The organism is Mesorhizobium denitrificans (assembly GCF_003403035.1).
Classification (GTDB): domain Bacteria; phylum Pseudomonadota; class Alphaproteobacteria; order Rhizobiales; family Rhizobiaceae; genus Mesorhizobium_G; species Mesorhizobium_G denitrificans.
Genome location: NZ_QURN01000008.1, coordinates 107,151 through 131,145, shown reverse-complemented (window position 1 = coordinate 131,145; position 23,995 = coordinate 107,151). Strand labels below are relative to the sequence as shown.

The window sequence follows — 23,995 nt, the reverse complement described above, 5'->3', positions numbered from 1 at the left end:
CTTTCGCATTACGGGGAAACCGTCTAAAGCAGGCAACCTACAACGGTCGTAGTACAAGCATGTCAAATCGCGTCGCCATATATGCCGGGTCATTTGATCCACCGACTAACGGTCACCTGGACGTGCTTAAGGGCGCGCTCGCGCTGGCCGATACGGTTTTTGCGGCGATTGGTGTGCATCCGGGCAAGACGCCGATCTTCTCATTCGACGAGCGCGTAAGTCTGATAGAGGAAATTGCCAGGGGGGCGTTGGGAGCCGATGCCGAGCGCATCAAGGTGATTTCGTTCGATGGTCTGCTGGTTGATGCGGCGCGCAAGGCCGGCGCTACACTGCTCATTCGCGGGCTGCGCGATGGAACCGATCTCGATTATGAAATGGGAATGGCGGGCATGAACCGCGCAATGGCAGGCGAGCTTCAGACGGTGTTTTTACCTGCGAGCCCTCCAGTGCGTATGATTACCGCCACATTGGTGCGCCAGATTGCGGCCATGGGTGGAGACGTAAAGCCGTTTGTGCCGCCCGTTGTCGTCAAGGCGCTCAAGGGAAAATTCCCAAGCAAGAAGAAATAGATAGGAGTCTTACATGCCATTGAAAAAAGTGGCGGGTGCCATGCTGCTTGGAGCTGGGCTCATGTTTAGCAGCGTTTCTTTCGCGGCTTCGCCGGAGGATACGCTCGTGCTTACGCTGAAGGATGGTGATGTGGTTATCGCCCTACGGCCAGACCTCGCGCCCAAAAACGTTGCGCAGATCAAAGAACTGGTGCGCGAAGGTGCATATGACAATGTCGCGTTCCATCGCGTGATCGATGGCTTTATGGCGCAGACTGGCGACGTACGCTATGGTGACATGAAAGACGGCTATGATGCCGCCAATGTCGGAACCGGTGGTTCGGACCTGGCAGACCTGCCAGCGGAATTCACCAACACTGCGCATTTCGTGCGCGGTACGGTTGGAATGGCGCGCGCACAAAACCCAAACTCGGCGAACTCGCAGTTTTTCATCATGTTCTCGCCAGCCCCGCCTCTGGATGGACAATATACGATTGTCGGCGAGGTCGAGAAGGGCATGGATGTCGTGGACAAGATCAAGCGCGGCAGCGAGGCGGACAATGGGTCGGTAAGCGACCCAGACAAGATTATCAAGGCACGAATTGGAGCAGATAAATGAGCGAAGAAAATAAGAGCGTGCTTGAGGGCCGTGATCCTGAAAACGTCCTTTTGATGGAGACGACGAAGGGCGATGTCGCAATTGAGTTGTTTCCGGATCTCGCGCCGGGACATGTGGCGCGTATCAAGGAGCTTGCCCGCGAAGGCGCATATGATGGCGTGGTTTTCCATCGCGTGATCGATGGCTTTATGGCGCAGACGGGCGACGTCAAATTCGGCAAAAAGGACTCTTCTTCGTTCAATCCCGGCCGGGCTGGTATGGGCGGTTCGGACAAACCTGACCTGAAGGCCGAGTTCTCGAATATGAACCACGGACGCGGCACCTGCTCGATGGCGCGTGCGCAAAACCCGAATTCGGCGAACTCGCAGTTCTTTATCTGCTTTGACGATGCAGGCTTTTTGAACCGGCAGTATACGGTATGGGGGCAGGTGATCTCGGGCATGGATAATGTCGACAAGATCAAGCGCGGCGAGCCGGTGAAGGACCCCGACAGCATCGTTTCCATGAAGGTTGCGGCGGACGCCTGATCGGGTCATGGGGGGCGTATTCTGGCCATTGCTCGGCATTGTGGTAGGCGGGTTCCTGGCGATACAGGCGCCCGTCAACGCTGAATTGTCGCGCAATCTGGGAATGCCGGTGGCTGCCGCCGGCATATCTTTCCTCGTCGGCGCCGTCGTGCTCGGCCTGATCACTTTGTTGATGGTCTCGACGCAGAACGCCCCGCCGCTCAATTGGCGCGCGCCGTCGCTCTGGATGTTCGTGCTGGGCGGATTTTTGGGCGCCTCATTTGTGACGTGCAACATATTGCTCGCGCCGCGGCTCGGGGCGGCTTCGCTTATGGCATTTCTCGTCACCGGCCAACTCGTGGCCGGACTTCTGGTTGACCGGTTCGGCGCGTTTGGCCTTGCCGTGCGTGAAATCACAATGGGCCGGATTGCCGGCGCTTTCCTGCTTCTGGCCGGAGCGCTGTTGATCCGCTTCGCATAATGCGCGTCGACCTCTTCGATTTCGATTTGCCGGAGGACCGCATTGCATTGCGGCCCTCGGAACCGCGCGATGCGGCGCGGTTGCTGGTTTCCCGTCCGGGTCAGCCGCCGCAGGATGCTGTGTTTCGCGACCTGCCGGATCTGCTCGCGCCGGGCGATGTGCTGGTGTTCAACGACACAAAGGTGATTCCGGCACAGTTGAAGGGTTTGCGCCATCGCGATGAGGCGGTAGCGCATATCGATGCAACGCTGCATATGCGCATGTCGCCCGATAGCTGGCTGGCGTTTGCTCGCCCCGCGAAGCGATTGACGGTAGGAGATCGTGTTCAGTTCGGACATGACAGCAATGTCTGCTTCATGGGAACGTTGGACGCGACGGTTGCCGAAAAGCGCGACAGCGGTGAAGTTTTGCTCAACTTCGACCTTTCGGGCGCTTCGCTGGATGAGGCGCTGCACGCGGTGGGGCACATTCCGCTGCCGCCTTATATTGCGGCGCGCCGCCCGGATGATGATCGCGACCGGATGGACTACCAGACCATTTACGCCGATGAGGAGGGCGCGGTTGCGGCCCCTACGGCTGGGTTGCACTTCACGCCGGAGCTTTTCGACAGGCTCGACGCGCGGGGTATAAAGCGGTGTTTCGTGACCTTGCATGTCGGGGCGGGCACGTTTCTGCCGGTCAAGGCTGACGACACGAGCGACCACCATATGCATTCGGAAACGGGCAGGGTGTCGGCGCAGGTTGCGGCACAGATCAATGCCGCGAAGGCGGAAGGGCGGCGCATTGTGGCGGTGGGCACGACGTCGCTAAGGTTGCTGGAAAGTGCGGTGCAGGCTGACGGCTCGATGGCGGAATGGGCGGGTGCGACGGATATTTTCATTACGCCGGGATACCGGTTCAAGACAGCGGATGCGCTGATTACCAATTTCCATCTGCCACGCTCTACTCTGTTCATGCTGGTGAGCGCGTTTTCCGGAATGGAGCGCATGCGCACCGCGTATGAATATGCCATCGCAAATGGCTATCGCTTTTATTCCTATGGCGACGGCAGCCTGCTTTTCAGGGAACCCGATGAGCACTGAATTTTCGTTTCGCCTGATGGGTAAGGATGGCGCGGCGCGGCGCGGTGAGATTTCCATGCCGCGCGGCACGATCCAGACGCCTGCATTCATGCCGGTGGGAACGGGCGGTACGGTCAAAGCCATGTATCTGGACCAGGTGCGTGAGCTTGGCTCGGATATCATTCTGGGCAACACCTATCACCTGATGTTGCGGCCGGGAGCCGAGCGCGTGGCGCGGCTTGGCGGTCTGCATGAATTTGCGCGCTGGCCCTATCCGATCCTGACGGATTCGGGCGGGTTTCAGGTCATGTCGCTTTCGCAGCTGCGCAAGGTGACGGAGCAGGGCGTAACGTTCCGCTCGCACATTGACGGCGCGGCCTATGAGATGTCGCCGGAGCGCTCGATTGAAATTCAGGGGCTGCTGGATTCCGATATTCAGATGCAACTCGACGAGTGTGTGGCGCTGCCGGCGAAGCCGAAGGAAATCGAGCGCGCGATGGAGCTTTCGCTGCGTTGGGCGGAGCGCTGCAAGGTGGCGTTTGGGGACCAGCCAGGCAAAGCGATGTTCGGGATCGTGCAAGGCGGGGACAGTCCGCCGTTGCGGCTGAAATCGGCGCAAGCGCTTTCGGCGCTGGATTTGAAGGGCTATGCAGTGGGCGGGCTTGCGGTCGGTGAGCCGCAGAACGTGATGCTGGACATGCTGGAGGTCACGTGCCCGGCATTGCCGGAGAACAAGCCGCGCTACCTGATGGGTGTCGGCACGCCGGACGATATTCTGAAATCGGTCGCGCGCGGCATCGATATGTTCGATTGCGTTATGCCGACGCGGGCAGGGCGGCATGGGCTGGCGTTCACGCGGCGCGGCAAGGTGAACCTGCGCAATGCGCGCCATGCGGATGACCCGCGCCCGCTGGACGAGGAAAGCAACTGCCCGGCGACGCGTGATTATAGCCGAGCCTATTTGCACCATCTGGTGAAGTCGGGGGAGGCGCTGGGCGCGATGCTGCTGACGTGGAACAATCTCGCTTACTATCAGAGCCTGATGCGCGACATTCGCGAGGCGATTGAAGGTGGCCGGTTCGAAAGTCGAGCAGGCGAAATAACGGAAGACTGGGCGCGGGGCGATCTGCCCGCCCTCTGAGTGGTGCGTTCGTTCAGTGGGTTGAATCCGAATCGAGCGGATGCGAAAAGCAGACTGGAATCTGGCAGGTAGACAATGAAGACGTTTTTCGTGCAGTTCAAATGCGCCCTGGGCAAAGCCTATGATGTGGCGAGCGAGCTTGCTGAAGCTGAAATTGCCTCGGAAATCTATTCGACCGCGGGTCAGTACGACCTGATGGCGAAGTTTTATGTCGATGACGATGTCGACATCGGACATTTCGTGAATGAGCGCATTCAGATTATCGACGGTATAGTCGAGACGTTCACAACTGTGACGTTCCGCGCTTTTTAGAGTCCTAAACGCTTAGTTTTGGGGCGGCATTCGCCCATTTTTCAATCCTTTTGCCATTCAATTAGGCAAAGTGCCGGCTAAGAGCCGCCTGCTGCTTTTTTGCGCTTGCAAATGTTTTCGGGGACATTTGTTATGTCTTGCAGCAGGGGAGACGCTGAGTGGTCGCATTTGACGAGATGCTCTCCGGGAATACCGGGGTTCGAAATGCTTATGCCGGCTATGACCGGTGGTTTCAGGAGCAAGATCCCGCCCGCTTGACTACGAAAATGTCTGATGCGGAAAGTGTGTTCCGCAAGACGGGAATTACCTTCGCGGTTTATGGGCAGGAAGAGGCGGCGGAACGCCTCATTCCGTTCGACATCGTGCCGCGCATTCTCTCCGGTTCAGAATGGCGACGGCTGACACAAGGCATCGAGCAGCGCGTGCAAGCGCTGAATGCCTTTCTTGACGACATTTATCACCGCCAGGAAATTCTGAAATCGGGACGCGTGCCGCGCTCGCTGATTGCGGGCAATGAGGCGTTCTTGCCGGAGATGGTCGGTGTTCGCCCACCCGCCGGCGTTTATACGCACATTATCGGGGTGGACATTGTGCGCACCGGCGAGAATGATTTCTTCGTGCTGGAGGACAATGCGCGAACGCCTTCCGGTGTTTCCTACATGCTGGAAAACCGCGAGACGATGATGCAGCTTTTCCCGGAGCTGTTTCAGCAAATCAAAGTGCGCCCGGTTGAAAACTACCCGCAACTGCTGCGCCGCTCGCTGGCGGCGACGAAGCCGCAAAGCGCGCCGGATCGCCCGACGATCGCTGTGCTGACGCCCGGCAGTTTCAACTCGGCCTATTTTGAACACGCGTTTCTCGCAGATCAAATGGGCGTGGAACTGGTTGAAGGATCAGATTTGCGCGTGGTCGATGGGCATGTCGCGATGCGCACGACCGAAGGCTACAAGCAAATCGACGTGCTCTATCGGCGCGTTGACGACGCTTATCTGGACCCGTTGACGTTCAGACCGGACTCGGCGCTGGGCGTTCCCGGAATTATGGACGTCTACAGGGCTGGCAACATCACGATTGCCAACGCACCCGGCACCGGTATTTCCGATGACAAGGCGATTTACTCCTACATGCCGGAAATCGTGGAATTCTATACAGGCCGCAAGGCAATTCTGGGCAATATCCCGACGTGGCGATGCTCCGAAGAAGACAGCCTGAAATATGTTCTTGAGCATCTTGAAGAACTGGTGGTGAAAGAGGTGCATGGTTCCGGCGGCTACGGAATGCTGGTCGGTCCTGCGGCTTCGCAGAAGGAGTGCGAGGCATTCGCTGCAAAGCTGAAAGCCAAGCCGCATAATTATATCGCGCAACCGACGCTTTCGCTCTCAACGTGTCCGATCCTGACGGAAAAGGGGCTGGCGCCGCGCCATGTCGATCTACGGCCATTCGTTCTGGTTTCGGACAGAATCCAGATTGTGCCGGGTGGCCTGACGCGCGTGGCGCTGAAGGAAGGCTCGCTTGTCGTCAATTCTTCGCAAGGCGGCGGCACGAAAGATACGTGGGTGCTCGATGACTAAACTGGGCGTGAAATTGATCTTGCGCAGAAGGGGTTTCTGATGCTGCTTGGACGCACCGCCAACGGCATCTACTGGATGAGCCGCTATATCGAGCGCGCGGAAAACATGGCGCGCCTGCTCGACGCGGGCTTGCGCATGGCGCTGACACGCACAACCAACGCAGCGGACGAGTGGACCTCTGTGGTGATGAGCGCAGGCGCGGAAGACGGCTTTCGGCAGAAGCACTCTGAGTTCAACGCCAACACGATTGCCGATTTTCTGCTGCGCGACACAGACCATCCATCAAGCGTGCTTTCCGCGATCGAAGCGGGCAGGGTGAATGCGCGCATGGTTCGCACGGCACTGACGCGCGAGACGTGGGAAGCCATCAATGACGGTTGGATGGTGCTGAAAAAGCTGCTCGCGCGCAAAGTGGATGAGCGTGATTTGCCTCGCGTGCTTGACACCATCAAGCGCGAGACGGCGCTGATCCGTGGCTGCTTTTACGGAACCATGCTGCGCAATGAAATTTTCGATTTCGCGCAGGTTGGCACCTATGTGGAGCGAGCAGACAACACAGCGCGCATTCTCGACGTGAAGTACTACGTGCTGCTGCCCTCCATTTCATGGGTGGGATCGTCGCTCGACAATTATCAATGGGAGTCGATCCTGCGCTCGGTATCGGCGCACCGTTCATATCGCTGGGTCTATGAGGCCGATTATCGCCCCACGAACATCGCGGACTACCTGATTATCAACGGTCGTATGCCGCGCTCGCTGGCCTTCTGCTATCGCATGATCGACGAACATCTTGGGTTTCTGGCTCGCGACTATGGCGAGCGCCACGCCTGCCACGACACTGCCGAAAGGACACTGAATCGCCTGCGCGCCGGAACGATCAAAGATATTTTCGACGCCGGTTTGCACGAATTCCTGGGCGAGTTTATCAGTGACAACAACAAGCTCGGCAACGAGGTAGCTGAAGACTATCGGTTTTACTGAGGCCGACGCGCAATGCTGCTGAAAATTTCGCACCGCACCGAATACAGCTACGATTCACCCGTGAACTATGCTTTGCAGCGGTTGCGGCTCGTTCCGCGAACCGGGCCGACGCAGAAAGTGATTTCATGGGCTGTGGAGGTGGAGGGCGCGCGCAACGAAGTGCGGTTCAAGGACCAGTTCGACAACGAAACGCGACTGGTGAGTGCGCATGGCGCGCCTCATGTCATCAGCATTGTGGCGGAAGGAACTGTCGAGACGCATGACAAATCGGGCATCTATGGCCGCGACAACTCGCTGGCGCCGCTGTGGTTGTTTGAAACGGAAACCGATTTGACGGCCGCCGGGCCGGGTGTGCGCAAGCTTATTAAGTCGATCAAAGCCGCGGGTGAGATCGACCGACTGCATGAGTTGATGCAGACGATTTCCCAGCAGGTGGCGTATAATATCGGCGCGACGGGACCGGAGACGACGGCGGAACAGGCGCTCGCGCAAGGCAGCGGCGTTTGTCAGGACCACGCGCATGTATTTATCGCGGCGGCGCGATTGATGGGTTATCCGGCGCGCTACGTGAGCGGCTATCTGATGATGGACGATCAGGTGGAACAAGTGGCGAGCCACGCCTGGGCCGAAGCCAATGTCGACGGGCTGGGCTGGGTCACATTCGATGCTGCCAACGGAATCTCAACGGACGAGCGCTATGTGAGAATTGCCGTTGGGCGCGATTATCGTGATGCCATGCCGGTATCGGGCATTCGTCTCGGCGTTGCCGACGAAAGGCTAGCTGTTCGCATCACTGTGGAACAGTAATCGCCGAAACTTGAGGGAATGATGTGAATTCATGACTTATTGCGTTGCCGTGCGAGTGGACTCTGGACTGGTGTTTTTATCGGACACGCGCACAAATGCGGGCGTCGACAACATCTCCACATTTCGCAAAATGCATGTATGGGAACAGCCGGGCGACCGCGTGATCGTTCTGATGTCGGCAGGCAATCTCGCGACAACACAGGCCGTGGTGAGCCTGTTGGACGAGCGCACCAAGGCCGTGGCCGACCGCTCGCCGACTTTGTATGAAGCGCCATCGATGTTTCAGACCGCACGGCTGGTGGGGAACACCGTTCGCGAAGTGATACAAAGCTCGGTTCCCGCGGGGCAGCGGGCGGATTCCTATTTCAACGCGTCGTTTATTCTTGGCGGGCAGATCAAAGGCAGCGAGCCGCGTCTTTTCATGATTTATCCCGAGGGGAATTTCATCGAATCCACTGACGACACCCCATTTTTCCAGATCGGCGAGACGAAATATGGCCGCCCGATTATCGTGCGTGCCTATGACCGCCAGATGTCATTTGAAGAGGCGGCGAAGCTACTGCTGGTTTCATTTGACTCGACTGCCAAGGCAAACCTCTCCGTCGGCCTGCCGCTGGATCTGTTGTTCTATGAAGCGGGAAGCCTGCAGGTCGGGCTAAAGCGGCGCATCAGCTATGACGACCCATATTATCGCGTGGTGTCGGATGGCTGGTCCACTGCACTGAAGCAGGCATTCAAAAGCCTGCCGGATTTTCAATAGCCGTAGAAAACTTTCGTTTTCCAAATTCGGCCTTCTCAAGACTTTCGTTTTGATCTAGATAGAGAAAAAACGAAAACAGGGGAGGCGGCGATGTTTCTTTCGCCCAGACATGCCGAGATCGTCCAGATGGCGAAAGACCACGGACGCGTGCTGGTTGACGATCTGGCTACACATTTTGACGTTACGCCGCAGACCATTCGCAAAGACCTGAACGACCTTTGCGAACACCGCGTTTTGCGCCGAATACACGGCGGCGCGTTGTTTCCATCCGGCATCGAAAATGTCGAATATGAATCCCGGCGCATGATTGCGGCCGAGGAGAAGGAAAAAATCGGTAAGGCTGCAGCGCGTTTCATACCTGACGGGGCCTCGCTGTTCATCAATATCGGGACGACGACGGAGGAAGTTAGTCGCGCGCTGCTGGACCATAACGGGCTGATGGTTATCACCAATAACATCAATGTTGCCAATAGGATGCGTGTCTATCCGTCAATCGAGGTGGTGATCGCGGGCGGTGTGGTTCGCGGTTCGGATGGCGGCGTTGTGGGCGAGGCGGCGGTCGATTTCATAAAGCAGTTCAAGGTGGACTATGCGGTGATCGGCGCATCGGCCATAGACCATGACGGCGCACTGCTGGATTTCGATTTCCGCGAGGTGAAAGTGGCGCAGGCCATTATCGCAAATGCGCGGCACGTCATTCTTGTTTGCGATGCAACGAAATTCGAGCGCACTGCACCAGTGAGAATCGCTCATCTATCGCAGGTCAATACTTTCATTACCGATCACTGCGACCTGTCTGTGATCCATAAGATATGCGCGGACAGTGATGTGCGACTGATTGAAACTTCGCGCGAATAAGTGCGAACGCACAATATTTTCAATTTTCGTTTGACATGCGTTCTGTTTTCGAATTAATTCATAATTGGTTTCGAGACGGCGGAACCTTTGCGCGCGATGTCGAGGGAGGACAATGTGGCGGCGCCAGCCCAATACGACATTTTTGTCATTGGTGGTGGTATCAACGGCTGCGGCATCGCACGCGATGCAGCAGGGCGCGGCTATTCTGTCTTTCTCGCCGAGATGAACGATCTTGCGAGCGGCACTTCATCGGGTTCAACCAAGCTCATTCACGGTGGCTTGCGCTATCTGGAGCATTACGAATTTCGGCTGGTGCGCGAAGCGCTGATGGAGCGCGAGATCCTGTGGAAGATGGCGCCGCACATCATCTGGCCGATGCGGTTTGTGCTGCCGTACTTTGAAGGCGGTCCGCGCCCGGCATGGATGCTGCGATTAGGGCTGTTTCTCTATGATCATCTAGGCGGGCGTAAGCTTTTGCCCGCGACCAAGACGCTGAACATGCGCACAGATGCGGCAAGCAAGCCGCTCAAGCCGATGTTTACGAAGGCGTTCGAATATTCGGATGGCTGGGTGATAGACTCGCGCCTGGTTTCGCTCAATGCGCGTGACGCGGCAGATCGTGGAGCGACGATCAGAACGCGCACGAAGGTCATTGAAGCGCGGCGCGGCGAAAAAGACTGGACGATCACGGTTGAGGATATGCGCTCGGGCGCAAAGGAAACTGTGACGGCACGGCTGCTGGTGAACGCAGCGGGACCGTGGGTCGATCATGTGCTGACGGAAGCGCTTGGCCAGAAGGGCGCGCATCATGTGCGACTGGTGCAAGGCAGCCATATCGTCGTGCCGAAGAAATTCGACGACCCACGCGCCTATTTCTTCCAGAACAAGGATGGCCGGATCATTTTCGCCATTCCATACGAAAATGATTTCACACTGATTGGAACCACCGACCGCGATTACAAAGGCGACCTCGGAAAGGTTACGATCAGCGATCAGGAAATCGACTACCTTTGCGATGCGGCGAGCGAATATTTCGCGCAACCCGTGCGGCGCGAAGAGATTGTCTGGACCTATTCAGCCGTGCGCCCGCTCTATGATGATGGCGCATCGAAAGCGCAGGAAGCTACGCGCGATTACGTGCTTTCAGCGGATCAAAGCGGAGGCATGGCGCCGCTGATCAACAGTTTCGGCGGCAAGATTACAACATACCGCCGGTTGGCCGAGTCGATGCTGGTAAAGATCGAAGGCTTGATCGGTGCGCGCGGAGCGCCGTGGACGGCGAATTCCACCCTGCCGGGTGGTGAGTTCGGCGTTCACGGTTTCGCGTCCGAGGTCGGCTCGCTGAGGGTCGATTTTCCGTTTCTGGATGAGAAACATGCGCGGCGCCTGGTGAGATTGTACGGAACGCGGGCGCGCAAGCTGCTGGGCGCAGCGCGCTCTGTAAAGGATCTTGGGCGCTGCTTCGGCGCGGATCTTTATGAAGTGGAAGTTCGCTATCTCGTCGACCAGGAATGGGCGGTGACGGCGGAGGACGTGCTCTGGCGCAGAACGAAGCAGGGGCTTCGCTTGACAAAGGACGAAGCGGACGGGCTCGCCAAATTTATGGACGGGCTCGACCGGGGAGTGATCGCGGCGGAGTAAACGGCAGGAGGAGCCGGTAGCATTATGCTGGAACTGAGGAACGTAACAAAGGCTGTCGGGGGCGTGGATCATATCCGCGACGTTTCGCTTCAGCTTGAGCATGGTTCGCTGAACGTGCTGCTTGGGCCCACGCTTTCAGGCAAGACCAGCCTGATGCGGTTGATGGCGGGGCTGGATCGTCCGACGAGCGGCAGCGTCTGGTTCGACGGCAAGGACGTGACCGGCGTGCGCGTGCAGGACCGCAATGTCGCGATGGTCTATCAGCAGTTCATCAACTATCCCGCGATGACGGTTTATGAAAACATCGCATCGCCGCTGCGCGTGGCGGGTGAGGACAAAGCCAAGATCGATCGCGAGGTGCACCGCGCCGCGGAGCTGTTGAAGCTTACGCCTTACCTCAACCGCACGCCGCTTAACCTCTCGGGCGGACAGCAGCAGCGCACGGCGCTGGCGCGCGCGATTGTCAAAAATGCAAGGCTGGTGCTGCTGGATGAGCCGCTGGCAAATCTGGACTATAAACTGCGCGAAGAACTGCGCGCGGAGCTGCCGAAGATTTTCTCCGAGACAGGCGCGATTTTCGTCTACGCGACGACCGAGCCGCATGAAGCGCTGCTGCTTGGCGGCAATACGGCGACCTTGAGCGAAGGGCGGATCACGCAGTTCGGCCCGACGATTTCGGTATTCCGCAAGCCGCTGAATCTGACTACAGCGCGGACGTTTGCCGACCCGCCGCTCAATATGATTGCGCTGGATAAGGAAGGCACCGATTTCGTGCTTGAGGGTGGTGTGAGATTGCCGGTTCCGCAGGAACTCGCAGGCATCCCGGACGCCAACTACACCATCGCATTCCAGCCGCACCATTTGTCGCTTCATAAGCCACACAAGCAAGCGGTGTCCGTAAAGGCCAAGGTGCTGGTGACGGAAATCACCGGCTCGGAAAGCTTTGTGCATCTGTCTTTTGCCGATGCGCGTTGGGTCATGCTGGCGCATGGCGTGTTGAGCTTCGAGCCGGATGAGATGGTCGATGTGTATATCGATCCACGGCACATCATGGTGTTCGACGGCCACGGCAATGCGGTGGGCGCAAAGCCCCGCAAGGCGGCGTGAGGAGCGAACGATGGCACGCATAGACCTCGATCATATACGGCACGCCTACTCGCCCAATGCGACGAAGCCGGAAGACTTCGCGCTGAAGGAAGTGCATCACACCTTTGAAGACGGCGGTGCGTATGCACTGCTCGGACCTTCAGGTTGCGGCAAGACCACGCTGCTGAACATTATTTCAGGACTGCTGCACCCCTCGCACGGCAAGCTGTTGTTTAATGGCAGGGACGTTACGAACCTGTCGACGCAGGAGCGCAACATCGCGCAGGTGTTCCAGTTCCCGGTGATCTACGACACGATGACAGTGTACGACAATCTGGCGTTTCCGCTGCGCAATCGCGGTGTGCCGGAGTCGGAAGTCGACCGCAAGGTGCGCGAAATCATCAAGATGATCGATCTGGAAAGCTGGGCGAAGCGTCGCGCACGCGGCCTGACCGCCGACCAGAAGCAGAAGATTTCGCTCGGCCGTGGACTGGTGCGCTCGGACGTGAATGCGATCCTGTTTGACGAACCGCTGACGGTGATCGATCCGCATATGAAGTGGGTGCTGCGTTCGCAGCTAAAGCAGCTTCACCGCCAGTTTGGGTACACGATGGTGTATGTGACACACGACCAGACGGAAGCGTTGACTTTCGCTGATCGCGTTGTGGTGATGTATGACGGGCAGATCGTGCAGATAGGCACGCCTGCGGAGTTGTTCGAGAAGCCGAGCCATACTTTCGTTGGCTATTTCATTGGGTCGCCAGGCATGAATGTACTGCCGGTGACGGTGGAAGGCACGCGCGCGAAACTGGGCGGTCAGATCATAGAATTGCCGGGCGCGCCCGCGGCAGACGGGCAGGGGCAGGTCGAGCTTGGCATTCGCCCTGAATATGTGCGCGTCGGTTCGGAGGGCATTCCGGTTCAAATTCGCAAGGTCGAGGACATCGGCCGGCACAAGGTTGTGCGCGCCGCCATCGAGGGCAAGGAGATTGCCGCCATTCTCACCGAAGATGAGGAATTGCCGGCCAATCCGCATGTGCGGTTCGATCCGGCCGGCATCAATCTCTATGCAAATTCCTGGCGTGTGAACGTTGCCGAAACAGGCAGGAGGGCGTGATGGAAAAAACGTGGAACAATCGCGCCTGGTTCATGGTGCTGCCGGTGCTTGTGCTGGTGGCGTTTTCCGCTGTGATCCCGCTCATGACCGTCGTGAACTATTCGGTTCAGGACACGTTCGGGAATAATGAATTCTTCTGGGCGGGCAGTGAGTGGTTTCAGGAGATGTTGACGTCTGCCCGGTTCTGGGAAGCGTTTTGGCGCAACCTCGCCTTCTCCGGCATCATTCTGGCAATCGAAATTCCGCTGGGCATTTTCATCGCGCTCAACATGCCGAAATCCGGCTGGGGCGTGCCGGTTTGTCTGGTGCTGATGGCGCTGCCGCTGCTCATTCCGTGGAACGTGGTTGGCACGATCTGGCAGGTGTTCGGGCGCATCGACATCGGTTTGCTCGGCTATGGGCTGAACGCGTTCGGGCTGGACTACAACTATGTGAACGACCCAATCGATGCGTGGGCTACAGTCGTCATCATGGACGTCTGGCACTGGACGAGCCTTGTCGTGCTGCTGTGCTATGCGGGCCTGGTGTCGATCCCGGACGCCTATTATCAGGCGGCGAAGATCGACGGCGCCTCGCGCTGGGCTGTGTTCCGCTACATTCAGCTTCCGAAGATGAATCGCGTGCTGCTGATTGCGGTGCTGCTGCGCTTCATGGACTCATTCATGATTTACACCGAACCGTTCGTTGTAACGGGCGGCGGACCGGGCAATTCGACGACGTTCCTTTCCATCGATCTGGTGAAGATGGCGATCGGCCAGTTCGACCTTGGACCGGCGGCGGCGATGTCGATCATCTACTTCCTGATTATCCTCCTGCTGTCATGGGTGTTCTACACCGTCATGACCAACTATGACGCGGAATAGTAAGATGGCAGAGGCAAACAACACCACATTGCGCGCGGCTCAAGGCAGCGGAGCAACGGCAGTTAGTGCGCAGGACGCAGCGCTTGAACGCAAGATGCGGCGGCGCGGGGACGAATCTCGGTTCTGGTGGCTCGTTCCAACGCTCTACATCATCTTCCTGATGCTGCCGATCTATTGGCTCGTGAATATGAGCTTCAAGACCAATCAGGAGATCATCGGGCCGATCACATTCTTTCCGGTCAATCCGACGCTGAAGAACTACGCGGTGATATTCAGCGATCCATCCTGGTATTCGGGCTACATTAACTCGATCATATATGTTGTTATGAACATGGTGATTTCAGTCGCCGTGGCTCTGCCGGCAGCATATGCATTCTCGCGCTATCGGTTCCTTGGCGACAAGCACCTGTTCTTCTGGCTGCTGACTAATCGCATGGCTCCGCCGGCGGTGTTTGCGCTGCCGTTTTTCCAGCTCTATTCGGCCTTCGGATTGATCGACACGCACATTGCGGTGGCGCTCGCACACTGCCTGTTCAACGTGCCGCTGGCGGTGTGGATTCTCGAAGGCTTCATGTCGGGCGTGCCGAAGGAAATCGACGAGACGGCATACATTGACGGCTATTCGTTCCCACGTTTCTTCGTGAAGATATTCATGCCGTTGATTGCGAGCGGCATCGGTGTGGCAGCGTTCTTCTGCTTCATGTTTTCATGGGTGGAACTGCTGCTGGCGCGCACGCTGACAACAACTGCCGCCAAGCCGATTTCCGCAATCATGACGCGGACGGTTTCGGCCTCCGGCCTCGACTGGGGCGTGCTGGCGGCAGCAGGTGTGCTGACGATCATCCCCGGCGCGCTCGTGATTTGGTTCGTACGCAACTACATCGCCAAGGGCTTTGCCCTGGGGAGGGTCTAAGCAATGGCAACGTCACGCGTGCCTTATCTGCTGGGTGGAATACTGGGGCTGGAAGCGCTTGGCGCGGTGGCGCTGGTCATGAAGGTGCCATTGAAAGACGGCGCGAAGGACTGGTTCGCGCCGCTGGTTCCGGGCGGCTGGATGGCCTGGACCTTCCCGACTGCGCTCTTCTTTCTGGTTATTTTCGTGCTGCTGACCCTGATGGCGGTGTGGGAATATTTGTCGCCGGGAGGCGATCCGCGCGTAGGTATTTTGCGCTTTGAAACAACGCGCGGCGACCGGCTGTTCCTGTCGTTGCTCGGCAGCGCATTCATCAATCTTGCCTGGCTGGGTCTGGTGGGACCCAACCTATGGTGGGCTCTCGCTCTCTCGGTCGTGTACGCCATCGGCGTATTTCGGTTCGTGTAGAGCGCGATTAGTACCGGCATCGCCGCAAGCCCGCGGCGCCGCCGAAAACTGAGGATCCTAAGGGAGGACAATATGAGACGGCATATTCTGGCATCCACGAGCGTTCTCGCTCTCTTGCTTGGCGGGGGAAATGCATTCGCCGGCATGGACGAGGCGAAGGCCTTTCTTGACAAGGAAATTGGAGACATGTCGTCGCTCGACCGGGCGGGACAGGAAGCGGAAATGCAGTGGTTTGTCGATGCGGCAAAGCCATTTGCGGGCATGGACATCAAGGTCGTCTCCGAAACCATCACCACGCATGATTATGAATCCAAGGTGCTGGCTCCGGCCTTCACCGCGATTACCGGCATCAAGGTCACCCATGATCTGATCGGCGAAGGCGACGTCATCGAAAAGCTGCAGACACAGATGCAGTCGGGCGAAAACGTCTATGACGCCTATGTCAACGACTCCGACCTGATCGGCACCCACTGGCGCTACCAGAAGGCACGCTCGCTGACCGACTGGATGGCGAATGAAGGCAAGGACGTCACCAATCCGAACCTCGACGTCAATGACTTCATCGGCAAGTCGTTCACGACCGCGCCGGATGGCAAGATGTATCAGCTGCCTGACCAGCAGTTCGCGAACCTCTACTGGTTCCGCTACGACTGGTTCAACGACGAGAAGAACAAGGCCGACTTCAAAGCCAAGTATGGCTATGACCTCGGCGTGCCGGTCAACTGGTCGGCCTATGAGGACATTGCCGAATTCTTCACCGGTCGAGAAGTCGACGGCAAGAAGGTGTTCGGCCATATGGACTATGGCAAAAAGGACCCCTCGCTCGGCTGGCGTTTCACCGACGCCTGGCTCTCGATGGCTGGCAATGGCGACAAGGGCATTCCAAACGGCAAGCCGGTTGACGAATGGGGCATCAAGGTCGACGACCATGACCGCCCGGTCGGCTCCTGCGTTGCACGCGGCGGCGACACCAATGGCCCGGCATCTGTCTACTCCATCGAGAAATATCTCGAGTGGCTGAAGAAATATGCTCCGGCAGCCGCACAAGGCATGACCTTCTCCGAAGCTGGCCCGGTTCCGTCACAGGGTGAAGTCGCACAGCAGATCTTCACCTACACAGCCTTCACGGCTGACTTCGTGAAGGACGGCCTGCCGATCGTGAATGCGGACGGCACGCCGAAATGGCGCTTTGCACCATCGCCGCATGGCGTCTACTGGAAGGACGGCATGAAGCTCGGCTATCAGGACGCTGGTTCCTGGACGCTGCTGAAGTCGACCCCCGACGACCGCGCCAAGGCCGCCTGGCTCTATGCGCAGTTTGTGACCTCCAAGACGGTGGATGTGAAGAAGAGTCATGTTGGCCTGACCTTCATCCGCCAGTCGACGCTGGACCACAAGTCGTTCACGGATCGTGCGCCGAAGCTCGGCGGTCTGATCGAGTTCTACCGCTCACCGGCGCGTCTGCAGTGGTCGCCGACGGGCACCAACGTTCCTGACTATCCGAAGCTGGCACAGCTTTGGTGGCAGGCGATTGGCGATGCATCCTCCGGCGCAAAGACCGCGCAGGAAGCAATGGACTCGCTGTGCGCCGAGCAGGAGAAGGTGCTTGAGCGTCTCGAACGCGCAGGTGTTCAGGGCGACGTCGGTCCGAAGCTGGCCGAAGAGCATGATCTTGAATACTGGAACAAGGACGCCGTTTCCAAGGGCAACCTCGCTCCGCAGTTGAAGATCGAGAACGAGAAAGAAAAGCCGGTTACCGTCAACTATGACGAACTGGTCAAGAGCTGGCAGAAGTAATTCGGCCAATGAAGGGGCGGCGCAACGCCGCCCCTTCTGCTATTTCTACCCTCATCCGCCCGCCGGTTTCAGGGAAAGTCTGATTTCATGACATCAAACATTCTTGCCATAGATCAGGGCACGACGTCGTCCCGCGCCATCGTTTTCGACGGCGACATGAAGATTGCAGCCACTGGCCAGCAGGAATTTACCCAGCACTATCCGGCATCGGGCTGGGTGGAGCACGACCCGGAAGAGATTTGGGCAACTGTGGTCGCGACATGCAAAGCGGCGATCAAGAAGGCCGGTCTGACGGCCCAGGATATCGCCGCAATCGGCATCACCAATCAGCGCGAAACCGTGGTGATCTGGGACAAGGTGACGGGCAAGGCGATCCACAACGCGATTGTGTGGCAGGACCGACGCACAGCGCCGCTGTGCCAGAAACTCAAAAAGGCCGGTAAAGAACCGACCTTTACGCGCAAGACTGGCTTGCTGCTCGACCCATATTTTTCGGGCACAAAGATCGCGTGGATACTCGACAATGTGAAGGGTGCGCGCAAACGCGCCGAAGCAGGCGAATTGCTGGCCGGGACTATCGATACATTTTTGATCTGGCGGCTGACCGGCGGCAAGGTTCACGCGACGGATGCGACCAATGCATCGCGCACGCTTCTATTCAATATTGCAGAGAACAAATGGGACGACGAACTGCTGAAACTGTTGCGGGTTCCAGCGGGGTTGCTCGCGCAGGTGAAAGACTGCGCTGCGGATTTCGGAAAAACAGAGAAGTCGCTTTTCGGTAGCGAGATTCCGATTCTCGGTGTTGCCGGGGATCAGCAGGCGGCGACGATAGGGCAGGCGTGTTTTGAGCCGGGCATGATGAAATCGACCTATGGCACCGGCTGCTTCGCGATTCTCAATACCGGCGCGGATATGGTGCGCTCGAAGAATCGCCTGCTGACGACGATTGCGTATCGCCTTGGCGGCAAGACAACCTACGCGTTGGAAGGCTCGATCTTTATCGCGGGCGCTGCCGTGCAATGGCTGCGCGACGGCGCGAAAATGATCAGCCATGCTGCGAAAAGCGGAGAACTGGCGGCACAGGCAGACCCGTCGCAGAATGTATATCTGGTTCCGGCCTTTGTCGGGCTTGGTGCGCCGCACTGGGACGCGGACGCGCGGGGCGCAATTTTCGGGCTGACGCGCAATTCCGGTCCGGCGGAGTTTGCCAAGGCGGCACTCGAGTCGGTCGCCTTCCAGACGCGCGATCTTCTCGACGCGATGAAGAAGGATTGGAGGGGCCATGGTGGGCGCAAGACCGTGCTGCGCGTGGACGGCGGCATGGTCGCATCCGACTGGACGATGCAATGCCTTGCGGACATTCTCGACGCGCCGGTGGATCGTCCGACAGTGCTGGAAACGACGGCGCTCGGTGCTGCATGGCTGGCAGGTTCCAAGGCCGGTGTGTGGCCAAAGGCGCGGGATTTCAGCAAGCGCTGGGCGCTGGACAGGCGGTTCGAGCCTCTGATGGATGAGAAGATTCGCCGCGCGAAAATTAAGGGCTGGCACGATGCGGTGCGCCGGACGCTATCCGCGTAGAATGGAAAAACTCAGCGATTTGAATTGCTTATAAGGATAATTGAATAGTGATTTCCGCTCTTTGCGAAAGGTGCGGGAGAGTGGGATTTTCCGGTTGACCGTGGAGACGGCTGTCCCTATGTTCCGCCCACTTTTGGGGCCGGTAGCTCAGCGGTAGAGCACGTGACTTTTAATCATGTGGCCGAGGGTTCGATTCCCTCCCGGCTCACCAAAGAAATCAAACGCATAAAGCATTTTTCAGAGACGCTTTTGGGGCGGAGTTTTCGGCCAAGAATAGCGCTGAGGATCGGCTCCGCGCTTTATGGACGTTGGCCGCGTGTACGGCGATGGCAAATCGGCCGGTCTGGCCGATATCGGGTCGGAACCCCGCTAAGAACTGGCCGCGCCGAAAGGTCAGAGATGAGCTGGAGTCTTGGCAAAGCTGCTGCCATTGTCGAACAACGAGAAATGAATACCGGCGCACGCAACACCGCAAGCGCGCTGGATAGCATCAAGCAATCAGTGAGGCCGACACTCCGCTAATTGAAGCATTCAGCGGAGCATAATGTCTTGATGACAGGCAATACCAGCTGCGGCGACTCCTTTCAGGAGACCACGGCAGCTCGACTCGAATGGATGCCGTGCATTCGTCGTAAGTTTCTCCATCGCGTCGCCTTCCGCCGCGACCGTTCAGGTCGCGACGCGGATCAGATTGCTAGCTGCGTTTCAGGCTTTTGGGTTCAGCGGCGCAGCAACGTAGACGCCGAATTCCTGGCCGAAATCGCAGCTGACACGGGCATGAACGCGGCCCTGGCGATCACGGAAGCTCTGGCTGTCAGTGACGGGAAACACGCCTTCGTGCCAGATGCCCGGGTGGATGTAGATGCCTTTCGAACCATCGGACCAAAAGACGACGATGTTCTCGGGCTTAAGATCATCACCCGGAAGGGCAGCAGGTACGATGAACGGCTTCTTTTCGATCGGGAAGAAGAACTGACCGCCATCCGGGTGATAGTTCATGTGCCAAAGGAGAACACGATCGCGCGGGCGGGTCTGCTCGGTTGTCGATGCCTGCTGCGGATCGGCGGTCCAGCCAAGCACGTAGTCGCCGTTAACGGCCTCGTTGACGCCGTAGAGCACATCGCCTTTCCATTCGCAGCGGAACTCCCCTTCGACGTATCCACCTTCATCGCCGGTACCGGCATCGATCGGCCGCCAGCCCTGGACCGGCCAGCGAACAATTTCGATATCGAAATTGTCAGGATCCTCGACCAGGCAGCCGTAGCCTTTCAGCGTTTCGTTGGTCGCGACGATGACCGGTGCCTCGACGACGGGCAGCGATGGCTTTTCCGAGGGGTCAAATTTGTAGACCGGGGCAGGTTGCATGAGGTTTTCCTTTCAGTAATGGGCGTGACAAACCGATCCGCCGAGTGCAGGCGGAGGCTGACCGCGAGAGATGGAATGGTGTGATCCGGGTTTCGAAAATCTCGCAATATTCATCGAGAACTTCGCTCCAGACGCAATGCGCGCTTAGCGCATCCAGATAGAGGTGCAATCGGGCATGACGAAACCTGACGGTGTCGAAACAAATGATTGGCAGAGATTTCCCATAATTGACATAATGTATTTTTGAGGGGATGGCATCGTTTCGGTTATGGCTGTTTTTGACTTCAGCAAGCTTCCGCCACTCGAGTGGCTGCGTGTGTTCGAGGCCGCGGCACGCCTTGCCAATTTCACGGCTGCTGCCGCGGAGTTGAACCTCACACAGGCGGCGGTGAGCCAGAGAATTCGACTTCTGGAATCGCAGTTGGGCACGAAGCTCTTCGAGCGACTGCCGCGCGGAGTAACCCTTACATTGGCGGGCGAGGCCTATCTGCCTCACGTGCAGGCATCGCTCTCGGCCCTAGCACGCGCAACAACGGACGTCTTCGGCGCGGACCGACGCCGCATTACGATTGCCGCAGCGGGCTCTGCCATTCTGCTTTGGATCGTGCCAAGACTGGAGCGGCTCCGGCGGAGCGTTCCGCGCACGACGATCAAATTTGTGACGGTTTATCGTGAGCCGGACTATGTCACCGCGCATGCGGATTTTGATGTACGGTTTGGCGATGGCGTTTGGTCTGGTCGCGAAAGTCGGCTGCTGTTTCCCGAAATTCTTGCGCCCGTCGCGGCACCGTCTCTGCTTGCGGAATGGCCTGACTGGCGGGAAGCGCCGGCAATCGGTCTTGCCGGCCCGCGGCAGGGTTGGCTCGAATGGTCCATGGAAACTGGCAAGCTGCCGCCGCGGGCATCGGAGATACGCTTTGACAGCTTCCTGCAGGTTCGAGAGGCCGCGCTCCGTGGGCAAGGTATCATGCTCGGTTCGCTGGGCCTGCTCGAGGACGATTTCGCCACAGGCCGCCTGGTACGCCTCGACGAGCCATCGATAACAATGCGTTCCGGCAACTGGCTCACCTGGGCCGAACACGACTTGCCGCACCGCCTGGTGAATGTGGTTTTTGACGCCCTATCGGGGTAGCTACAAGGCCGACGGTTCAGAGATTGACGTTACGCATGCCTGCGGCCATGACGCCCATGTCACCTGGATGCTTGGACTGGCCAAAGCTCTGGTGGCTCTTAGCAAGAGCTTTCAGGCCCTAACAAGCCTTAGACAATGCAAAGAGAATTGTGTAACGCGGTGTTGTGTAATGAACGGCGCGGTTAGGGGCGACCCTTTACTTTTAATCATGTGGCCGAGGGTTCGATTCCCTCCCGGCTCACCACAATCCAGAGGTGTTTGGTAACAGATGGCCATCGACATAGGCTATGCCACTGCACTTGGTGCGGGCGCACTTTCGTTTTTGTCGCCCTGTGTGCTGCCATTGGTGCCACCATATCTCTGCTACATGGCTGGCGTTTCGGTTGAAGATTTTCGAGGCGACGGCACGCAAGTCGTGAGCACCAAGCGCGCGGCGCTGCTCGGCGCATCGCTGGCTTTCGTGCTGGGCTTCACGACTGTGTTCGTCGCGTTGGGTGCTGGCGCGACCACGATTGGTCAGTTTTTGCGCGCATGGCAGGAACCGCTGGCAATCGCAGCAGGCATCGTCATCATCCTGATGGGGCTGAATTTTCTCGGCATACTGCGCATACCGCTATTGTCGCGCGAGGCGCGGTTTCAATCAAATGCCAGACCTGCAACGGTGGTCGGAGCCTATCTGATGGGACTGGCGTTCGCGTTTGGCTGGACGCCATGCATCGGGCCAGTACTCGGACCGATCCTGACGCTGGCAGGCGGCAGGGGCACGGTGGCAGACGGAGCGCTGCTGTTGGCAGTTTATTCACTGGGTCTAGGTATACCTTTCCTCATTGCGGCTCTGTTCTCCGGTGCCTTCATGCGCTTTCTATCGCGCTTTCGAGTGCATCTCGGACGCGTGGAAAAGGCAATCGGCGGTCTGCTCGTGATTGCGGGCGTGCTGTTTTTGACGGGTGGAATGCAGGCGTCCGCATACTGGATTTTGGAGACATTTCCGGCGCTGCAAAAGCTCGGATAGATTATTAGGTGGCGCGAATGCTATGAGCGCCCATGATTTCGATGTGGATTCTCAATGACTGAGCGAAGCTGCCTGTCCATTATTCTCGCCGCGGGCGAGGGCACGCGCATGAAGAGCGCCTTGCCGAAGGTGCTGCACAAGGTTGCCGGGCTACCGATGCTGGCGCATGTGACGCACGCGGCGCAAGAGGCCGGTGCTGGCGATTTCGCCTATGTCGTTGGGCATGGCGCCGAGACGGTCACCAAGGCGATTGCGGGATTTGCGCAGAACGCGAAGACCTATGTACAGACCGAGCGCCTGGGCACGGCGCACGCCGTTCTAGCGGCTCGCGAGGCGATTGCCCGCGGCTACGATGATCTGCTGGTGATGTTTGGCGACACCCCGCTGATCGAATCGGGTGTGCTGAAAGCCGCGCGCGAAAAGCTCGCTGACGGTAATGCGGTCGTCGTGGTTGGCTTTCGAACACCAAACCCGGCGGGGTATGGCCGGTTGATCGAAAAGAACGGCGCACTGGTGGCAATCCGCGAAGACAAGGAATGCACGGAAGCGGAGCGCGCGATTAATTTCTGCAATGGCGGGCTGATGGCGATCGCCGGAAAACACGCGTTGGCGTTGCTGGACAAGATCGACAACAAGAATGCCAAGGGCGAGTTCTACCTGACGGATATTGTCGAACTGGCGAATGCGGCTGGCCTCAAGGTGGCTGCGACTGAAGCCAGCTTCGAAAGCGCCTTGGGTGTGAACAGTCGCGTAGAACTTGCCGAGGCAGAAGCCATCTGGCAGCAGCGCAAACGCCGCGCAGTGATGCTTTCGGGTGTGACCTTGATCGACCCGACAAGTGTTCATTTCTCGGCGGATACGGAAATCGGCGCGGATACGCTGGTGGAACCGAATGTGTTTTTCGGACCTGGCGTGAAGATTGCTTCAAACGTGACGATCCATGCGTTTTCGCATCTTGAAGGCGCGACGGTGGCCTCTGGGTCCGATGTCGGGCCGTATGCGCGGCTGCGTCCGGGCGCGGAACTGCACGAAAAGGCGAAGGTCGGCAATTTCGTCGAGATCAAGAAGGCAGTTGTCGAAACAGGCGCGAAGGTGAACCACCTGACCTATATCGGCGATGCGCGTATCGGCGAGGGCGCGAATATCGGGGCAGGGACGATCACCTGCAATTATGACGGCTTCTCCAAGTTCGTGACAAATATCGGCAAGGGCGCGTTCATCGGCTCCAACTCATCGCTGGTTGCGCCGATTACGATTGGCGACGGCGCTTATGTGGCGTCTGGCAGTGTGCTGACAGAAGATGTGGAGCCGGACGCGCTCGCCTTTGGTCGCGCGCGGCAGAAGAACCTGCCGGGGAAGGGACGCGAACTGCGCGAACGCTTTTCACGCGCCGCAAAGAAGTAGAAGCGTCATCCGTCTACGTCGAATTGGCGTA

Annotated in this window: 24 protein-coding genes and 1 tRNA gene; 24 read left to right on the top strand and 1 reads right to left on the bottom strand. The window is 58.2% G+C overall.

All coding sequences use genetic code 11. The annotated features are described in order from the left end of the window. Positions 1 to 59: 59 nt before the first annotated feature. The 21 genes from coaD to DY251_RS12165 all read left to right on the top strand — a co-directional run bounded on the left by coaD (position 60) and on the right by DY251_RS12165 (position 19,262). On the top strand, positions 60 to 569 hold the full coding sequence (gene coaD, locus DY251_RS12265) for a pantetheine-phosphate adenylyltransferase (RefSeq protein WP_116624191.1): 510 nt from the start codon (positions 60 to 62) through the stop codon (positions 567 to 569). A gap of 40 nt (positions 570 to 609) precedes the next feature. Then, positions 610 to 1,167 (top strand): peptidylprolyl isomerase, encoded by a 558-nt coding sequence (locus DY251_RS12260; RefSeq protein ID WP_245415949.1) that lies wholly within the window; start codon positions 610 to 612, stop codon positions 1,165 to 1,167. A gap of 17 nt (positions 1,168 to 1,184) precedes the next feature. Beyond that, positions 1,185 to 1,694, top strand: coding sequence for a peptidylprolyl isomerase (locus DY251_RS12255; protein WP_116624274.1), 510 nt, complete (start codon positions 1,185 to 1,187; stop codon positions 1,692 to 1,694). Between the two features lie 7 nt (positions 1,695 to 1,701). Then, positions 1,702 to 2,154, top strand: a complete 453-nt coding sequence (locus DY251_RS12250) for a DMT family transporter (RefSeq protein WP_116624189.1) — start codon at positions 1,702 to 1,704, stop codon at positions 2,152 to 2,154. Next, a complete protein-coding gene (queA, locus tag DY251_RS12245) occupies positions 2,154 to 3,236 on the top strand; it encodes a tRNA preQ1(34) S-adenosylmethionine ribosyltransferase-isomerase QueA (protein ID WP_116624188.1) in 1,083 nt (360 codons plus the stop codon). The genes DY251_RS12250 and queA overlap by 1 nt, the downstream gene beginning before the upstream one ends. Next, positions 3,226 to 4,356 (top strand): tRNA guanosine(34) transglycosylase Tgt, encoded by a 1,131-nt coding sequence (gene tgt, locus DY251_RS12240; protein WP_116624187.1) that lies wholly within the window; start codon positions 3,226 to 3,228, stop codon positions 4,354 to 4,356. Before queA ends, tgt begins: the two co-directional genes overlap by 11 nt. Positions 4,357 to 4,431: 75 nt before the next feature. Next, complete coding sequence (locus DY251_RS12235; RefSeq protein WP_116624186.1) at positions 4,432 to 4,668, top strand: Lrp/AsnC ligand binding domain-containing protein; 237 nt, start codon at positions 4,432 to 4,434, stop codon at positions 4,666 to 4,668. Between the two features lie 158 nt (positions 4,669 to 4,826). Next, on the top strand, positions 4,827 to 6,239 hold the full coding sequence (locus tag DY251_RS12230; RefSeq protein WP_245415944.1) for a circularly permuted type 2 ATP-grasp protein: 1,413 nt from the start codon (positions 4,827 to 4,829) through the stop codon (positions 6,237 to 6,239). A gap of 39 nt (positions 6,240 to 6,278) precedes the next feature. Then, the gene (locus DY251_RS12225; RefSeq protein ID WP_116624185.1) at positions 6,279 to 7,220 is read left to right on the top strand and encodes an alpha-E domain-containing protein; all 942 of its coding nucleotides are present in this window, start codon (positions 6,279 to 6,281) and stop codon (positions 7,218 to 7,220) included. Between the two features lie 12 nt (positions 7,221 to 7,232). Next, on the top strand, positions 7,233 to 8,027 hold the full coding sequence (locus tag DY251_RS12220; RefSeq protein ID WP_116624184.1) for a transglutaminase family protein: 795 nt from the start codon (positions 7,233 to 7,235) through the stop codon (positions 8,025 to 8,027). A 31-nt stretch (positions 8,028 to 8,058) separates the two neighbouring features. After that, positions 8,059 to 8,787 (top strand): proteasome-type protease, encoded by a 729-nt coding sequence (locus DY251_RS12215; protein ID WP_116624183.1) that lies wholly within the window; start codon positions 8,059 to 8,061, stop codon positions 8,785 to 8,787. A gap of 90 nt (positions 8,788 to 8,877) precedes the next feature. Further along, on the top strand, positions 8,878 to 9,645 hold the full coding sequence (locus DY251_RS12210) for a DeoR/GlpR family DNA-binding transcription regulator (RefSeq protein ID WP_116624182.1): 768 nt from the start codon (positions 8,878 to 8,880) through the stop codon (positions 9,643 to 9,645). A 114-nt stretch (positions 9,646 to 9,759) separates the two neighbouring features. Then, positions 9,760 to 11,286 carry a glycerol-3-phosphate dehydrogenase gene (glpD, locus tag DY251_RS12205; RefSeq protein WP_245415943.1) on the top strand — a complete coding sequence of 509 codons (1,527 nt, stop codon included), beginning with the start codon at positions 9,760 to 9,762 and terminating at the stop codon, positions 11,284 to 11,286. A gap of 24 nt (positions 11,287 to 11,310) precedes the next feature. Further along, the gene (locus DY251_RS12200; RefSeq protein ID WP_116624180.1) at positions 11,311 to 12,393 is read left to right on the top strand and encodes an ABC transporter ATP-binding protein; all 1,083 of its coding nucleotides are present in this window, start codon (positions 11,311 to 11,313) and stop codon (positions 12,391 to 12,393) included. 10 nt (positions 12,394 to 12,403) lie between these two features. Beyond that, the gene (locus DY251_RS12195) at positions 12,404 to 13,489 is read left to right on the top strand and encodes an ABC transporter ATP-binding protein (RefSeq protein WP_116624179.1); all 1,086 of its coding nucleotides are present in this window, start codon (positions 12,404 to 12,406) and stop codon (positions 13,487 to 13,489) included. Continuing rightward, positions 13,489 to 14,352, top strand: coding sequence for a carbohydrate ABC transporter permease (locus tag DY251_RS12190; RefSeq protein WP_116624178.1), 864 nt, complete (start codon positions 13,489 to 13,491; stop codon positions 14,350 to 14,352). Before DY251_RS12195 ends, DY251_RS12190 begins: the two co-directional genes overlap by 1 nt. 94 nt (positions 14,353 to 14,446) lie before the next feature. After that, positions 14,447 to 15,265: a carbohydrate ABC transporter permease gene (locus DY251_RS12185; protein ID WP_116624272.1), complete on the top strand. Its 819-nt coding sequence runs from the start codon at positions 14,447 to 14,449 to the stop codon at positions 15,263 to 15,265. A 3-nt stretch (positions 15,266 to 15,268) separates the two neighbouring features. Further along, the gene (locus DY251_RS12180; RefSeq protein ID WP_116624177.1) at positions 15,269 to 15,673 is read left to right on the top strand and encodes a DUF2160 domain-containing protein; all 405 of its coding nucleotides are present in this window, start codon (positions 15,269 to 15,271) and stop codon (positions 15,671 to 15,673) included. Between the two features lie 72 nt (positions 15,674 to 15,745). Beyond that, positions 15,746 to 17,470: an ABC transporter substrate-binding protein gene (locus DY251_RS12175; RefSeq protein ID WP_116624176.1), complete on the top strand. Its 1,725-nt coding sequence runs from the start codon at positions 15,746 to 15,748 to the stop codon at positions 17,468 to 17,470. A gap of 87 nt (positions 17,471 to 17,557) precedes the next feature. After that, entirely contained in the window at positions 17,558 to 19,051 is a 1,494-nt protein-coding gene (gene glpK, locus DY251_RS12170) for a glycerol kinase GlpK (RefSeq protein ID WP_116624175.1), read from the top strand. Positions 19,052 to 19,187: 136 nt separating this feature from the next. Beyond that, a tRNA-Lys gene (locus DY251_RS12165) sits at positions 19,188 to 19,262 on the top strand. 494 nt (positions 19,263 to 19,756) lie between these two features. Here DY251_RS12165 and DY251_RS12160 read toward each other — a convergent pair. After that, positions 19,757 to 20,416 carry an ureidoglycolate lyase gene (locus tag DY251_RS12160; RefSeq protein WP_116624174.1) on the bottom strand — a complete coding sequence of 220 codons (660 nt, stop codon included), beginning with the start codon at positions 20,414 to 20,416 and terminating at the stop codon, positions 19,757 to 19,759. 268 nt (positions 20,417 to 20,684) lie between these two features. On the opposite strand from DY251_RS12160, the gene DY251_RS12155 reads away from it, so the two are divergent. The 3 genes from DY251_RS12155 (at position 20,685) to glmU (ending at position 23,964) form a co-directional block, all read left to right on the top strand. After that, on the top strand, positions 20,685 to 21,548 hold the full coding sequence (locus tag DY251_RS12155; protein WP_116624173.1) for a LysR family transcriptional regulator: 864 nt from the start codon (positions 20,685 to 20,687) through the stop codon (positions 21,546 to 21,548). A 268-nt stretch (positions 21,549 to 21,816) separates the two neighbouring features. Next, the gene (locus DY251_RS12140; RefSeq protein ID WP_116624172.1) at positions 21,817 to 22,560 is read left to right on the top strand and encodes a cytochrome c biogenesis CcdA family protein; all 744 of its coding nucleotides are present in this window, start codon (positions 21,817 to 21,819) and stop codon (positions 22,558 to 22,560) included. Positions 22,561 to 22,614: 54 nt separating this feature from the next. Further along, positions 22,615 to 23,964 (top strand): bifunctional UDP-N-acetylglucosamine diphosphorylase/glucosamine-1-phosphate N-acetyltransferase GlmU, encoded by a 1,350-nt coding sequence (gene glmU / locus DY251_RS12135; RefSeq protein WP_116624171.1) that lies wholly within the window; start codon positions 22,615 to 22,617, stop codon positions 23,962 to 23,964. The last annotated feature ends 31 nt before the right edge of the window (positions 23,965 to 23,995 follow it).